The 16,030-nt window shown below is 45.1% G+C and carries 13 protein-coding genes; 2 read left to right on the top strand and 11 right to left on the bottom strand.

Annotation, left to right across the window (positions count from 1 at the left end; all coding sequences use genetic code 11):
• Positions 1-119: 119 nt before the first annotated feature.
• The 7 genes from AC5JPY_RS01190 to pqqA form a co-directional block, all read right to left on the bottom strand.
• Positions 120-1,076, bottom strand: coding sequence for an EamA family transporter (locus AC5JPY_RS01190; RefSeq protein ID WP_493851826.1), 957 nt, complete (start codon positions 1,074-1,076; stop codon positions 120-122).
• Between the two features lie 117 nt (positions 1,077-1,193).
• Entirely contained in the window at positions 1,194-2,243 is a 1,050-nt protein-coding gene (locus AC5JPY_RS01195) for a dipeptidase (RefSeq protein ID WP_493851827.1), read from the bottom strand.
• A gap of 2 nt (positions 2,244-2,245) precedes the next feature.
• A complete protein-coding gene (pqqE, locus tag AC5JPY_RS01200) occupies positions 2,246-3,403 on the bottom strand; it encodes a pyrroloquinoline quinone biosynthesis protein PqqE (protein WP_493851828.1) in 1,158 nt (385 codons plus the stop codon).
• The gene (pqqD, locus tag AC5JPY_RS01205; RefSeq protein WP_493851829.1) at positions 3,400-3,696 is read right to left on the bottom strand and encodes a pyrroloquinoline quinone biosynthesis peptide chaperone PqqD; all 297 of its coding nucleotides are present in this window, start codon (positions 3,694-3,696) and stop codon (positions 3,400-3,402) included. The genes pqqE and pqqD overlap by 4 nt, the downstream gene beginning before the upstream one ends.
• On the bottom strand, positions 3,693-4,451 hold the full coding sequence (gene pqqC / locus AC5JPY_RS01210) for a pyrroloquinoline-quinone synthase PqqC (RefSeq protein WP_493851830.1): 759 nt from the start codon (positions 4,449-4,451) through the stop codon (positions 3,693-3,695). The genes pqqD and pqqC overlap by 4 nt, the downstream gene beginning before the upstream one ends.
• A 42-nt stretch (positions 4,452-4,493) precedes the next feature.
• Positions 4,494-5,405: a pyrroloquinoline quinone biosynthesis protein PqqB gene (pqqB, locus tag AC5JPY_RS01215; RefSeq protein WP_493851831.1), complete on the bottom strand. Its 912-nt coding sequence runs from the start codon at positions 5,403-5,405 to the stop codon at positions 4,494-4,496.
• Positions 5,406-5,484: 79 nt separating this feature from the next.
• Positions 5,485-5,559, bottom strand: a complete 75-nt coding sequence (gene pqqA / locus AC5JPY_RS01220) for a pyrroloquinoline quinone precursor peptide PqqA (protein WP_075107140.1) — start codon at positions 5,557-5,559, stop codon at positions 5,485-5,487.
• A gap of 258 nt (positions 5,560-5,817) precedes the next feature.
• Here pqqA and AC5JPY_RS01225 point away from each other — a divergent pair, with 258 nt between their 5' ends.
• Complete coding sequence (locus tag AC5JPY_RS01225) at positions 5,818-6,681, top strand: LysR substrate-binding domain-containing protein (RefSeq protein WP_493851832.1); 864 nt, start codon at positions 5,818-5,820, stop codon at positions 6,679-6,681.
• A gap of 518 nt (positions 6,682-7,199) precedes the next feature.
• Positions 7,200-8,624 carry an aspartate ammonia-lyase gene (locus AC5JPY_RS01230; protein WP_493851833.1) on the top strand — a complete coding sequence of 475 codons (1,425 nt, stop codon included), beginning with the start codon at positions 7,200-7,202 and terminating at the stop codon, positions 8,622-8,624.
• 202 nt (positions 8,625-8,826) lie between these two features.
• Here AC5JPY_RS01230 and AC5JPY_RS01235 read toward each other — a convergent pair whose 3' ends face one another.
• The 4 genes from AC5JPY_RS01235 to AC5JPY_RS01250 form a co-directional block, all read right to left on the bottom strand.
• The gene (locus AC5JPY_RS01235) at positions 8,827-9,648 is read right to left on the bottom strand and encodes an alpha/beta fold hydrolase (protein ID WP_493851834.1); all 822 of its coding nucleotides are present in this window, start codon (positions 9,646-9,648) and stop codon (positions 8,827-8,829) included.
• Between the two features lie 416 nt (positions 9,649-10,064).
• A complete protein-coding gene (locus AC5JPY_RS01240) occupies positions 10,065-11,708 on the bottom strand; it encodes a BCCT family transporter (protein ID WP_493851835.1) in 1,644 nt (547 codons plus the stop codon).
• A gap of 96 nt (positions 11,709-11,804) precedes the next feature.
• Positions 11,805-14,312: a CoA transferase gene (locus AC5JPY_RS01245; protein WP_493851836.1), complete on the bottom strand. Its 2,508-nt coding sequence runs from the start codon at positions 14,310-14,312 to the stop codon at positions 11,805-11,807.
• Positions 14,313-14,528: 216 nt separating this feature from the next.
• Entirely contained in the window at positions 14,529-16,019 is a 1,491-nt protein-coding gene (locus tag AC5JPY_RS01250) for a CoA-acylating methylmalonate-semialdehyde dehydrogenase (RefSeq protein WP_493851837.1), read from the bottom strand.
• Positions 16,020-16,030 lie beyond the last annotated feature (11 nt).

Consider the following 16,030-nt stretch of genomic DNA (forward strand, 5'->3'; position numbering starts at 1 on the left):
ACAATTTTAAAAACAAAAAAAACCACCCTCGCTTGCATGGCTAGGGTGGTTTTTTTGTGTGTAATGAGAGCACATGTTTTTAACGCATTTTTTACTTCTTTTAAGTAAAGTAGCTAACGTCATATTGATTGATGCTTTCTTTGTAATTTTAGCTTCACATTCGCCAGTAATAATCCGGATAAAATCAATAACATTGCTAACATCTTCCACCATGTTACGATTTCTCCTGTGAGCAGCACGGAGGTCACCATGCCAAACAAGGGTACCAGTAGGGCAAAAGGCATAACCTTGGACGCAGTATTTTGACTGAGCAAATGCGCCCATAGTCCAAAGCCGATGAGTGTTGAGATGTACACAATAAATGCAAGCGATAGCCAAGATTTTAGTGAGGCTTCGGTAAACGTTGCTACTTGCCAGGCTTCGGGCTCAAAGATGAGAGAAGATAGAGTCAATATCACGCAAGCAATGAGACCGCCCCAAACTACTAATGCTAGAGCAGATAATGCAGATGCCTTGTTTTTGTCAGTGCTAGGCGAGACAATACTCATTTTTGAACCCTGTTGCGCAGTTTTTAAGGCTGCTTGCGCTGATGCTTGCTTTGATGCGATATTGCCAAAGCTCCAACCTATTGCTGCAATCAAAATACAGATAAATCCAGCTAAAGGCATATCACCACCAAGGTTTAGCGCAATCACACTGAGTCCAAGTACACCAACCAACATACCAATGATTTGCACTCGACTTACTGCCTCACCCAATATAAAGTAAGCCAATAATACAGTGATAAAAATCTGAATCTGGAGTAATAGTGCCGTTAGTCCCGGTGATGAGCCCAAATGCATGGCAGTGAATACAAAAGCGTACTGCATAACAAATGTACCGATGGCGTATATTAATAAAGTACGGTTAAATTTAGGTGGTTTTAGAAATAAAACCAATGGCACAGCAGTAAAGAAAAAACGAAGTGCAGTGAGCATCAATGGTGGAAAGCTCTCAAGCCCCCATGCAATAAAGGTAAAGTTTACGCCCCAAATAAAAGTAACTAGTATAGCCAATGCGGTATATATGGGAGTCATGTAATTGACCTAGGAAGTTATGGTTGGTTATGATTTTAATAAACTATTTAGGAAGTATAGAATTGTATATGAATTTATAATGTGCCAGCCACTCTTATGGATTCCTTATATGGCTTATTACCGCCATATCTCACCTAGCACACTAAACCAATTCTTTGAAGTAACCTTTTCAATAAGCGTATCAGAGAAGTGTCGTTGTTGCATCCGCCCAATCAGCTTGGAGATTTGACTGATATCAGATAAGTCATCAGGTGATAAGCACCCATCGAAATCAGAGCCAAATCCAACGTGATCTTCGCCTAAATGGTCGATCAGATAAGCAAGATGATCGACAATTACATCAAGTGAGGTCTGCGTATCTCGCTGTCCATCCGCACGCAAAAAGGCCACATCGAAGTTCACCCCAACTAGACCACCATTTTGTTTGATGGCAGCCAGCTGCTGGTCAGTCAGGTTTCTGGCTTGCGGACATAAGGCATGCGCATTGGAATGGGTTGCGACAATGGGCTGATTCGCAATCTCTAACGTATCCCAAAACGCGCGCTCATTCATATGTGACACATCAACCAGCATATGCTTATCACGGCATGCCAAAATAAGGTCTTTGCCTTCGCGGGTTAGACCAGAGCCTGTGTCTGGAGAATGCGGAAAAGACGCATTTAAACCATCACCGAATAGACTTTTTCTATTCCACAGTGGGCCAATACTTCTAAGCCCCGCTTCATAAAAAACATCCAGTAAGTCAGGCTCAATAGCCAAAAACTCAGCACCTTCAAGATGCAGCACGATAGCTAATTGCTGGTTCTGCTGACAGGCTTGAATTTGTGCTAGCGACGTACAAATTTGAATCTGACCTTCCGATCGCGCTTGTAATTGCTGAGCAAGCGCCAATTGCGCACAGCAAATATCAACGATTTCTTGCGGAGTAAAGTCTGAATTTGACAGGTTGGATAACTTGTCAGGATGGTTATTTTTTACATAAGCGTAGGGCGGTAAGAAAATAGAGAATAAACCGCCCATCCAACCTGCTTGCTGGCAGCGCTGCAAATCTAAATGCCCCGGTAGCGTACCATAAATAAAATCATGCACAGGATCATCAGCCGAGCTTAACCATAGGCGGGTTAACAGATCGTTATGACCGTCAAAAATTATGGGCTGGTTATTCATCATTAATCCGTGACCGTATGCGTGGGAATCAGTTGCTCTTTGCTCATACTTAATCGTTTAGAGTTTTTAGGGTTCCTAAAGCGCAGCTCCTCAAACGGAGTTGGCGTCTCGCTATTGATACGTGCTTTTTCGATCAGGTAGTGATATGGCGATTTGCCGCACACAGGATCAGCGTTCTTGGCATCGCCCGTCAGCATAAACGCTTGGCAACGGCAGCCGCCATAATCGCGCTCTTTATCGGGGCAGCTTTGGCATATGTCAGGCATCCATTCATCACCGCGATATTGATTGAAACTGTCTGAGTCATACCAAATATCTTTGAGTGGTTTTTGACGCACATTAGGAAACTCTATAGGCAGCTGTCTGGCAGCATGACAAGGTAGGGCAGTGCCATCAGGCGCGACGGTCAAGAAAATCTTGCCCCAGCCATCCATACAAGGTTTTGGTCGCTCTTCGTAATAATCAGGCACCACAAAGATCAGTTTGCATTTGATACCACGTGCTTCGATTTTTTGGCGATATTCGTTGGTAATGCGTTCGGCGTGAACCACTTGCGCTTTGGTCGGTAGTAAACCTTCAATGTTTTCAAACGCCCAACCATAAAACTGACAAATAGCCAATTCAACCGTATCGGCCTCTAGCTCTAAACAGAGATCAATAATCTGGTCAATCTGATCGATGTTTTGTCGATGAATCACAAAGTTAAGCACCATCGGATAGTCGTACTGCTTGACCAGGCGTGACATCTCATACTTCTGCTCAAAAGCATGTTTGGAACCCGCTAAGGCATTGTTCACCGATGGATCACTGGCTTGGAAGCTGATCTGAATATGCTGTAGGCCGGCTTCTTTTAAACTGGCGATGCGTGCTTCAGTGAGTCCCATACCTGAGGTGATGAGGTTAGTATAAAAACCTCGCTTGTGCGCATAAGCGACCATTTCTTCTAAGTCTTGACGCACCAGCGGCTCACCGCCAGAAAACCCAAGTTGCACTGCGCCCATTTGCCGCGCCTGATCAAACACATCAAACCATTCCTTTGTCGTCAGCTCTTGTTTGTACTGAGCATAGTCAATGGGGTTGGAGCAATACGGGCATTGTAATGGGCAGCGATAGGTCAACTCAGCGAGTAACCATAGCGGCAGTCCGACGGGTGCAGTCATACTAAGTCAATCCAATGTTCACGCTGGGCGACCAGCATATATTCGATAATGTCTTGCTCGATTTCAGGCACGTCGCCAAACATGGCTTTCACCTTTTTAATAATATCAGCAATGGATGCCTGACCATCAATATGCTGTCCGATAATACTGGCGCTGTCATTGAGTTTTATCATACCCTCAGGGTAGAGCAGGACATAAGCGTTTTGTGCTGGCTCAAACTGAAAGCGATAGCCATGACGCCATGTGGGAACCAGAGATTGATCCAGCTCAGGTAAACTCGCGGGTATACTCATTTGAACAATCCTTTATGCCAGACATGGTCAGTGGTGACGCTTTGATAAGGCGCTTGGTCATGCACATAAGCGAGACTTAAGGCATCCAATATCGTCCACAAAATATCGAGTTTAAATTGTAATATCTCAAGCATGCGTTCTTGCTGCTCTGCCGTCTTGAATGAGTCAAGGGTAATGGTCAGACCATGCTCAACATCGCGGCGAGCTTGGCTGAGGCGCGAACGAAAATAGGTATAGCCTTCTTCTTTGATCCAAGGGTAGTGCTTGGGCCAAGACTCTAAGCGCGACTGATGAATCTGCGGCGCAAACAGCTCGGTCAATGAACTACTCGCCGCCTCACGCCATGACGTACGGCGGGCAAAGTTCACATATGCATCAACCGCGAAACGTACACCGGGCAAAACCAATTCTTCCGAAATCACCTGCTCACGCGTCAGTCCAACCGCTTCAGCCAGACCGAGCCACGCTTCGCGCCCGCCACCATCAGGGTAGACGCCATCTTGATCAATCATGCGCTGGATCCACTCTTGACGCACGCGCTGATCAGGGCAGTTTGCCATAATCGCAGCGTCTTTTAGCGGGATATTGATTTGGTAATAAAATCGATTGGCAACCCACGCTTGGATTTGCTGCTGCGTCGCGCGCCCTTCATGCATCATGATATGAAAAGGATGGTGGATATGATAATACTGACCTTTTGCCATAATCGCTTGTTCAAACGCTTCTGGGCTGAGTGCTGCGGTTTCTTCTTGCATTATTTTTACCTTGCGATTGCTGTCTTTGTCTTACCGTTTGTCTTAAAGCTCTATCTGCATACCATCAAAGGCCACTTCAACACCATGCTGTTTTAATGTCGCCGCTTGTTCAGATTGCTCATTTAATATCGGGTTGGTATTGTTGATATGAATAAGTACCTTACGAGCATTATCGAGCTGATCTAAGTAGTGCAGCGAGCCATCGTCACCACTAATATGCAAATGCCCCATGTCTTGACCCGTTTTAGTGCCAACGCCGCGCTCTTGCATCTCGTTGTCTGTCCATAGCGTACCGTCAATCATTACGCAATCAGACGCTTTCATGATTTGCATGACTTCATCATCAATTTTGCCTAGACCTGGCGCATAGAACAGCTGCTTTTGTGTTTTCAAATCTTTCACAATCAGCGCGATATTATCGCCATCATGAGGATCATTGCGATGCGGCGAATACGGCGGTGCTGAACTTCTAATCACTAAAGGTGTTAGCTCTAAATTACTATAACCGTCAATTTGAAAGCTTTGTTTTGGGTCAATTTGATTGTATTGTAGGCCGCCGTTCCAGTGCTTTAGCATATTAAATAGCGGAAAGCCTGTGCTGAGATCTTCATGCACCATGTCCGTACACCAAACAGAGATGGGGCAGCCTTCACGTAAGGTTAATAGCCCCGTGGTGTGGTCAAGCTGACTGTCCATCAATACCACATCGGTGATGCCTGTGTCTCTTAGATGACGAGCTGGCTGAGCGGCTTTAAAGTCAAATAGCTGCTGGCGAATGTCAGGGGATGCGTTAAATAAAATCCAATCGGTACCATTTTCTGAGATGGCGATCGAAGACTGGGTACGGGTATGTGCGTCGATGGTGCCTTGGCGTACACCGTGGCAGTTTTCGCAGTTACAGTTCCACTGCGGAAAGCCGCCGCCTGCTGCTGAGCCTAAAACGTGAATATACATAGATCAATATTTCCAAATTGCTAAAAAAGTAAAAGCCCTAATCATCTAGGGCTTTTAATGTATTCAGGTTTATGAGTTTTTAGCGTGCTTCAAAATACATAGTGATTTCGAAACCGATACGGATGTCTTGAAAAGCTGGTTTAGTCCACTGCATGAGGTTACTCCGAAACGATCTTACATGTGATAGGTAAGATTAATAAAGTGAGTTTTCAATGGTAGTATAAGCCAACCCTTGCTGTCAATTTGTTAGATGTTAATGAAGCGTTAGCTTATACTACTTAACGAAGTATTCATTTATACGCTAACTTCAATTGCTATTGCCTTTTGCTATTGCCTTTGTACAGAAGTGATAATAGCCGTAGAGCCTAAAAAAAGTCTGAAGCAAATATCAACACTACATGCGGTGACACCAATGATAAGAGAGCTTAAAACCTTTGTTGCAGTTTGCGAATTGGACAGTTTTGCAGCGGCTGCTCGGCACATCAATCTTACCCAGTCCGCTGTGAGTGCGCAGATAAAAAGTCTGGAGGATACGCTGGGTTTGGCGCTCTTTACTCGCTCTGCTCGTGCTGTCACGCTTAATCCGCAAGGGGCACGGGTACTACCAATCGCTAAAGAGATATTGCAGCTCTATGCAACCATGCAGTCGCCTTCAGACACAGATATTGCCAGCTATTATGGTCAGCTTAGAATTGGTGCGATCAACTCAGTTCAAGTTGGTATTTTGCCAGAGGCACTAAAAGCCATTACGATATTGGCGCCGCTGATGCAGACAGAGATCATCCCAGGGCGTTCTATAGAGTTGTTTGAAAAACTGGCAGTAGGGAGTATCGACGCTGCCATTACGATACAGCCGGCTTTTACCTTGCCCAAAGACATCGTTACTCAGTCTATTATGACTGAGCCTTATGTACTGATCACACCCAAGAAATGGCCTTTTCATAGCTTAAAGCAAACGTTTGAGCAACACCCTTTTATTCATTACAGTTTGCAGTCTTCTTCTGGGGCAAAATTGAGTAAGTTTTTTAAGCAGCAAGATATCAAAGTAAACACTATTATGGAGATCAATGATCTTGATGCCATTGTCAGAATGGTTGAGTCTGGTTTGGGCGTGGCGCTGATTCCGTATGCTGGTCTATGGATTAGGAGTGCGGCACCAGTCCAGATTCATCATTTGGGTGATAATAGTCTGGCTCGAGAGGTGGTGCCTGCCTACCGTTACGTAGACCGTCAGCAGCCACAAATTATTGCCTTAAAGCAAGTATTGGGTCTGTGATAACCAGTTTTTTATATCTAGTCTCGTGCCAGTCGTTGTCTGTATGGTCATTCTCCCTACAGCGTTTCTTTATCCGCTATGCTCAAATCATAAAACGTTTATTGTTATAAGTAAGAGCGTCTATAAATTCTTTTCCTATTTATTGTGTGCCTCGTATTTTCTACGCTTTATTCTTCCAGGAAATCTCTTAAAGCAGCTGTAAATAACATTGTTCTCTTTGTAGGACAATCTTATTTGCTACCTATGTCAATGAGCACCAAAAATTTTGGGGCTGAGAGCAGAATGTTTACGTTTTTCTTGTTACATCTTCTCCGTTACGATGGCTCTGTTTTATGTGATTGAGAGCATTTGTTGATTGGTTATAGATCTAACGGCTATAGCACACGGTGCTGAGCATACTCATGTTCGTCTAGTCCTTTATGCTTAGCAACTGGTATCAATTAGCTGTCAAATGATCAGCATATAACAATCATATTGCCACCTTTTCTATTTGATTAATTTATAAGAAGAACGAATATATGAACCATACTGAACGTCTAAGTAACGACCAAACACCCACCCGTATTGAAAAAGACCTACTTGGCAAGCAAGCTGTGCCAGCGACTGCCTTGTATGGTATTCAAACGCAGCGAGCGTATCAGAACTTTAATATCACAGGAGTGTCAATCAGTCATTTTCCTGAGTTGATTAGAGCGCTGGCTATGGTTAAGTCAGCGGCTGCCAAAGCCAATCACCGTTATGACTTGCTCAGCGATGCTAAGCTTAGCGCTATCACCGATGCATGCACAGACATCATCAATGGTGAGTATCATGAGCAGTTCATTGTTGATTTGATACAAGGCGGGGCAGGCACGTCCACAAACATGAATGCCAACGAAGTGATTGCTAACATTGGACTTGCAAAAATGGGGCTGAAGTACGGTCAATATGAGTACCTACATCCCAATAATGATGTCAATCGCTCGCAGTCTACTAATGACGTCTATCCTAGTGCCGCGCGTTTGGCTATTGTATTTGTAGCAGCGCCTCTAAAGGAGACGATCATTAATCTACAGCGCAGTTTAATGGATAAAGCAGAAGCGTTCAGTGGTGTTCTAAAGATGGGGCGTACGCAATTACAAGATGCTGTACCGATGACATTGGGTCAAGAGTTCCGTGCCTTTGCCAGTGATATCGGTAGCGAAATCGCACAAATCGAACAGGCTTGCCTGCAGTTGTGTGAGCTGAATTTAGGAGGCACCGCTATTGGAACGGGTATCAATGCACCAAAGGGTTATGCTGCGGTAGCAATTGATGAGTTGGCTGCTATCAGCGATCTACCTGTAAAGACAGCTGAAGACCTCATTGCAGCGAGTGCGGATATGGGTGCGTTTGTGGCGTTTTCTGGTACGCTCAAACGCTTGTCTATCAAGTTGTCTAAGTTGAGCAATGATCTGCGATTGCTATCGAGTGGACCGCGTACAGGACTTGGAGAGATTAATCTACCTGCCATACAGCCTGGCTCATCCATTATGCCAGGTAAAGTCAATCCTGTGATCCCTGAGGCCATGAACCAAGCGGCATTTCAGGTTATGGGGACAGACACGACGATCACTATGGCCGCAGAAGCAGGTCAGTTGCAGCTAAATGCAATGGAGCCGCTAATCGTTTATAACCTCCTCAACAACACACGTATATTGGAAAAATCGATTCGTATGTTGGATCAACGCTGTATTCAAGGGATTACAGCAAATGAAACGCGCTGCGCACAGCATGTCGAAAACAGTATCGGTATTGTCACTGCACTAGTGCCGCATATTGGCTATGAAAACGCCAGTCGCATTGCAGGACATGCATTGCTGAGTGGTTCAGGTGTAGCAGAACTGGTCAAACAAGAAAAACTACTCAGTGATGAGGCGTTAGCCGCTATTTTATCGCCTGATACTATGGTGAGTAGCCTATAAAACAGACAATATCGATGATAGGTAATATCAGTAAAAGACCGTATTGATAACGGTTTGCTAACGATAAAAAGCAATGCCGAAAATAGCCATATCGGAAACAGTAAGCCATATAACAGAGCGCTGTATCAAATAGTATAATGTCATTACTATTTGGTACAGCGCTCTGTCGGGTAGGGTAGTATATTTATTTACCGCTCATACGTTAGCCAAGGAATTGAATAACGTGTTCACCAATCTCAGTTGGTTTTTCATCAATCAGCCAATGACCAACGTCATTGATCCAGATGAGCTGAGCATTTGGAATGGCCTCTTCTAATTTTGGCGCATATTTTGGCTTTTGGAAAGGGTCTTGATCGCCCCATAATATTAATGTCTGATGGGGTAGATTGCTCAATTCGTCAGTGATGGCCTGAGTATATTCTTTGTTTAACCGTCTCAAATTGCGGAAAAACGCCTGCTTACCGTCCTCAGTTGACCAAGGCTGGATATAAGTCTCAATTAGCTCATCAGTCATGACACTTTTATCTTCTACGCCTTTTGGCATAAAACCTTGCATCATGCTAACAAAGTCCTCAAGACTCATGTCTGATTCAGCGCCAGGCTCTTGTAGCGGCTCAAAATCTGGGATAGGCCATGAATCAAAACAAATACTATCGATCAATACAAGCTTGCGAACTTTTTCTGGATAATTGACTGCTATCAGTTGAGCAACCCCTCCACCAATATCATGTCCAATAACATCGGCTTGAGGCGCACCTAGCGCATCCATGAGCTTTACAATCATACTACTTTGCGCATTGATAGACACGTCTGCATGTTTTGGTTTCGCAGATTCCCCGTAATTGAGAAGGTCAGGGGCAATGACACGATGTGTTTTGGCGAGCTGTGGAATGATATTGCGCCACATAAGGCTATTGGTCGGAATACCATGTAACAAGATAACTGGACTACCAGACCCTTGCTCTAAAAATGAAATTTCATGCCCATCAATATATGTGCTGTTTCTGGTTATGTTAGTGCTCATACCATTCTCCTAAAGATGAATATCAATAATCGTGGTTTTATAAAGTGATTATTCAGGAAGTGTATGGTCTTGTCTCACTATCATTCTTTGTGCTTAATCAAATATTTCATTTCAATAGAACACCAAACTTATCAACCTTAATAAACAATGATGTTGCCTAAATCATAAGCATGTGAAGTGGCAAAGATGAAGTAGCAAATGTATAGGACAGCATAATGTTATAAAGAGCGACCTTGTTGACATGAAACAAACCAACCTGACGAAATCCATAATACATTAATGCTAAAAGTATTATGGCCTTCGCCGTTATGGGTTTGTATGTCAACCGTTATTGATTTGTTGAACGATCAATCAAGTTGCCTTAAGGTAGAAACATTAAGGCGACTCATAGCAATACAGGATGCGCTTTAGAATGATTATTCATCGACCGATTTTACGTTGTCCGCGCGATCATGACTGGTGTCGTAGAGAATGGCTTTTATAAGCGCTATGCCCATCAGCACCATAACGAAGCTAAAGGGCAGGGCACCAATAACCATTGCGGTTTTGATCGCACCCAAGCCACCACTGATCAAGAGCACGCCAACAACCAATGCCAGTATGACGCCCCAAAAGATGATATGTGGACGACCTTTTGGACCTTCGTTACCGCCTGAGTTTATCGTATTGATAACCAAAATAGCTGAATCTAACGTGGTCACTAAGTAGGTTAGGAGTAACACTAAAACCAACAAGGCCATTGCCCAAGCAGCAGTCGGTGAGAGCATGACATCGAGCATCGCTAGTAATTGAGACTCCTGTCTTACGCTTGATATGGCATCCGTACCACCTAGTGTTAAGTCAATCGCGGTACCGCCCACAATTGAAAACCAAATAAAACACATGAGTGCGGGTAGAACGACCGTACCAAGTAGATAAGCGCGAATACTGCGACCGCGTGAGATACGGGCAAAGAACACACCAACAAAGGGACCAAAGGCAATCCACCATGCCCAATAAAACACTGACCAGTCCTTTTGCCAGGTAGCAAGGGTCTCGCCAACAGGTGTGCCATCTGGCTGCCAAACGGTCACGAGCAATTCAGGCAACGCGACAACATAGTCAAACAAACCGACGAAAAAGGACTGTAAGCCAAAGAATGTTGAACCAAAGATTAAGAAAAATGCAAAGAGAATAACACTTAAGCCCATATTGAGGTTGGAAAGCCATTTTACGCCTTTACCAAGACCAGAAAGTGCTGAGAGCGTGGCAACCCCAACGATAACAACAAGCGCAACGATAATCGCTGCTGCTGACGACTTTCCATCAGTGTTGATCAACCAATCACCCATACCGACACGGTGCATACTAGATACAAACTGCTCAACCCCAAACCCGAGTGTCTGAGCCACGCCCAAAATAGTCGCAATAACGGCGACAATATCGATTGCATCACCAAGCCTACCGGAGAGTTTTTTGCCAAATAACGGCGCAAGTCCCGAACGGATAGTAAGCGGAAGTTTGCGCCGAAAAGAAAAATACGCCATCGACAGACCAACTAAGGAATAGCAAATCCAAGCGCTAAAGCCCCAATGTAGAAAAGCCCATTTGTAAGCGTATCGCACGTTATCAGCACCATAACCAGTCGCCATACCTTTGATGACTTCAGGGTTATTGGCAAAGTGATACATGGGCTCTGCGGTCGCAAAGGTCAACATACCAACGCCGATGCCTGCGCCGAAGATCATAGAAAACCATGAAAAATTAGAGAACTCAGGCGTGTCACCTGAATCTCCCAAAATCAGCTTGCCATAGCGTGGAATAAAGGCCAAAAGCATCGCTAAAATCAAGAAAAAAGCGACGGCCAGGATGTACCACGTCGAGAAGTGATTGAGTAAAAAGCTATTAATCGAACCCAATACGGTCATCGAGTTTTTAGGAGATATTACAGCCCAAACAATGAGTAGGCCAAGCAATATTTTAGCGGTGATGGTAACGTCTTTGTTAAACCCTTCATAAAAGCCTTTGGTTGCGACTTTTATTGGCAGTTTGGTTAATGGGGGTTTGTTTTTATATCTCATGACTAATCCTTTAGATGATATCTCTTTGCTTAAGTGAGCATCAAGTTCCACAATCCTTTGGGTCACTTGATGCTTTGTTATGGGCTAAATTTTGATTCAACTTGGTAAAAACTCATCACCCCAACTGTCACTCAAACTGCCACTGGCGATACCCGCTTCAATGTCCGCCTCACTATAGCCAAGATCTAGCATTATTTGACGGGTCGATTTCCCAAACTTTTCAGGTCTAGAAAGCGCATATATCGTGCTGTTAGAGGGTCGAATGGCATAGGGATCAAGCTGCGTAACTCTATGACCGCTTGGATGGTCTTCGTAGATTGAGAAAGAGTAACTACCACGATCAGTGCCTGGCGTATTGTTTGCAGGGCGGCTGTATTCGGCACGCAACGCATTGATATCTGCACAAATGACCGCAGCAATATCAGCTGCTTGCAAGCGTTCTATCCAATCATGAGCAGGTGCTTTTTGGAAAACGTTAGATAAGAAGGCCGCGCGATCATCTTTATCGAGCTGACTAAAGCCTTCCAAACCTTCGACTTTCTCAAAGTTTTTGACGTCGCCTTCATAAGCATTCAGTAGCAAATAATTCCCTGAAGAGGTGTAGTAAAAACGCGTCAATTCATCGTGACCATTGGTCTCTCTGCCTGAGGGTTCTTCGAACAACCCTCGTTTTTCAAAGTCGTAGCAGTATGGAATTTGCAGCAATGCGCTGTTTGCGACTAACGAGGTGCGACCACGCCCAATTTGACCTGTGCGATACTTTTGATAGAGCGCAACCCCAATGCTCATTGCACCCCCAAAACCGCACATAACATCGATGGTACCGACGTGCGCATGTTCTTCAGGCGTATCCATAGCGCCGCCGCAGCGTAACATGATGCCAGTAGATGCTTGCACGACGTCATCATAACCAATGAAGTCACTGCATGGACCTTTGCGAACACCACTGAAACAATCTAGCTTGCAGAAGATCGCTTCAGGATTTAATGCTTTTAAACCCTCAGCATCCAATCCCACTTTTTTGATTTGTGTGTCTGTTGCATTCCAAACAATGACATCAGCTGAACGAACCAGTTGTTCGAATACGTCTCGTCCTTGTCCATAGCGAATATCAGCAAGTATCGACTGCTTACCTACCATTTGAGACATACCGTAAATAACGGTGTTCCAGCTATCGTACAGTGGTGACGCAGGATCGAGCTTGATGACTTCTGCACCAAACCGTGCCAAGTAAGCTGCTGAATGCGGTCCGGCAATCACATTGCATAGATCGAGAACTTTGATACCATCTAGCCAGCCATAGGTCTCATCACTGTCCTTCACTGAAGGCAGCTTGGTCTTGATGCTCTTTAGTTTTTTAAAGGCATTATCAAAATCTACCGGCATCGGTGGTTTGGGTTGCAGCATTTGTTCGCCGCACTCTTCAAGCCACACAATTGGGCCTGGCTGAATCATCTTGCCATAAGTGGGGTCTTCGACTTCGATCATCAGTCCTGTGGTTTCGGCATGATCATCATGGATCCACTCCTGTAGCCAACGTTGGGGCGCCCCAGGTATACCGCGTTTCCCAAAGATCTTTTGCCACTCTTTTGAGGTGCGTTTTAAGAATGCGCCTTTCATTTTTTCAGCGATATGATCTGCCCAGTATTTTGGCATCGGATAAACACCAAGCGAGGTATCAGACTGCCACTGACTAGAAGGTACATAAGTATCCTCCTCTTCAGTTAATCCTTCCTCAATTAACTCATCGTACAACCCTAAAACCTCTAGGCAACGCTTTGCATGATATTTGTGGCTAGGGCATACCACGTAAAACATGCGCCCATCTTTGCACATATAGCTGCGATAAAAAGGGTCTAGCAATTCTTGTAGCTCTTCATAGCCCATGTTCATTGGAATACCTTCGACACGGCGGCGCTGAATCTCAACCTCACGCTGAGTCAAATAACGCTCAGGTAAGTCCTCGATTTCTATCGAATTGTAACAAAGACCTTCCATAACAGCCGCTGCAAGCGGAACTTCAATAGCGTCGCCAAGCCCTGTGTTTTCACGAGCTTGTAGAGCAAAGACAACGGCAGAACCTGCCAGCATGGCACCATAAGCAGAAGGCAGCGGTAGCGGCGAGAATGACGGGTTGATACCCATGAGTACGCGATTGAGACCCATATCAGTAAATACCCCTGAGCTTGCTGAAATGATGCTCTCATAGGCACGAAGCTCACGGCGGTTTTCATCGTTTGAGGCAAATCCAGGAATTGATAAGGCAATCAGCTGTGGACGTTTTTTGCGCAGTGCTACCAGATCGAGTCCCATCTCTGCCATTTTTCCAGGGCGAAAGCCTTCAATCACAATGTCACTTTCCAAGATCAACGCTTCAGCCTGCGCTACTCCCTCAGCAGTCTTAAGATCGATTTTTAGCATTAATTTATTGCGGTTTAATACAGCATTAGCCGGACTACGCCATTTTGGACCAGACGGCGGGTCTATATGAACCACGGTAGCGCCTAGATCGCCAAGCATCATGCCAACAGCAGGACCTGCAATATATTGACCAAAATCGATGACTTTGACACCTACGAGGGGTAATTCAAAAGTTTCTCGCATAGTTATCTATCCTTAGAATATTATGGTGTTACTACAAAAAGTCAGAACGTCATGGGTTTTGATAGCCGATATACGAAAGGCCATCAAACTGACACAGTCAGAGTGCTCGCTATCTATCCACGAGTGATGTGGGTAAGACGCAAGCACCATTTTTTGACATACTATGTAATGTTTTTGAGAGCAACGGTGAGGTGATGCTCTTAAGAGGTAATAGGGTTAAGTGGGCATGGAGAATTGCTTCTCATCTCTCACTGCCGTACTCGGCCAGCGCTGAGTGACAGTTTTACGTCGAGTGAAAAATCTCACACCGTCTGGTCCGTACATGGCCAAGTCACCAAATAATGAGCGTTTCCAGCCACCAAAACTTTGTGATGCTACGGGTACGGGTAGCGGGATATTAATACCGACCATGCCAACTTCAATATTGTCGATAAAGTGACGCGCCGCCTCACCATCGCGGGTATAGATGCAAGTACCATTGCCGTATTCATGATCATTAATGAGCTGTATTGCCTCGGCCATGGTTCGTACGCGCATGACTTGCAGTACTGGACCGAAAATTTCAGACTTGTAGCTGTCCATGTCTTTTGTGACATGATCAATCAGCGTTGGACCTACAAAAAATCCAGCTTCATAACCTTCTGGTTGTACATCAGAGCCATCTGTCACTAAAGTGGCACCTTGATCGGCAGCACTCTTGATATGCTCGACGACTTTAGATTTATGTGCCTTGGTAATGACAGGACCAAAGTCGTTATTTTTCTCTGAGTGAACCCCGAACTTGAGTGCGTCGATAGCTGGCTGCAGAGCGGCAATCATTTTATCCGCGGTTTCATCACCGACAGCCACAGCGACAGACAACGCCATACAGCGCTCACCTGATGAGCCAAAAGCTGCGCCAAGTAAAGAGGTCACAACATTATCCAAATCAGCATCTGGCATCACGATCGCATGGTTTTTTGCACCGCCTAATGCTTGGCAGCGTTTGCCTTGTGCCGCTGCGGTTGTATAGATATATTCAGCAATAGGGGTAGAGCCGACAAAGCTGACAGCCTTGACATCTGGATGATGCAAAATGGCATCAACGGCTTCTTTGCCACCATTGACCACGTTGATAATGCCTTCTGGAAGCCCTGCTTCGTGCAATAGCTGCGCAATAAATAGCGTTGAGCTTGGGTCGCGCTCAGAGGGCTTTAGGATAAAGGTGTTACCACAAACGATCGCCATCGGGAACATCCACAGGGGCACCATCGCAGGGAAGTTAAATGGTGTGATACCAGCGACAACACCTAAGGGGTGAAATTCACTCCAAGAGTCTATATCTGTACTGACATTACGGCTGTGTTCTCCTTTTAGTAATTCAGGTGCGCCGCACGCATATTCGACGTTCTCAATACCGCGTTGTAGCTCACCTGCCGCATCATGGACGATTTTGCCATGCTCTTCACCGATTAGGCGGCAAATCTCATCCGCATTTTGCTCGAGCAATGTCTTGAACTTGAACATCACGCGCGCACGTTTTAGGGGTGATGTTTTGCTCCATGCTGGAAACGCCGCTTTCGCCGCAGCGACCGCTTCGCCGATGGTTTTTGTACCACCTAACGCAACTTTTTTACTGACGCCACCCGTTGAAGGGTTGTAGACGTCTTGAGTTTGGCTGTCGTTATTGACTAAGCTACCGTTAATGAAGTGTCCGATAGTTTGCATAGTTTATGTCC

Source organism: Psychrobacter sp. H27, assembly GCF_059072655.1.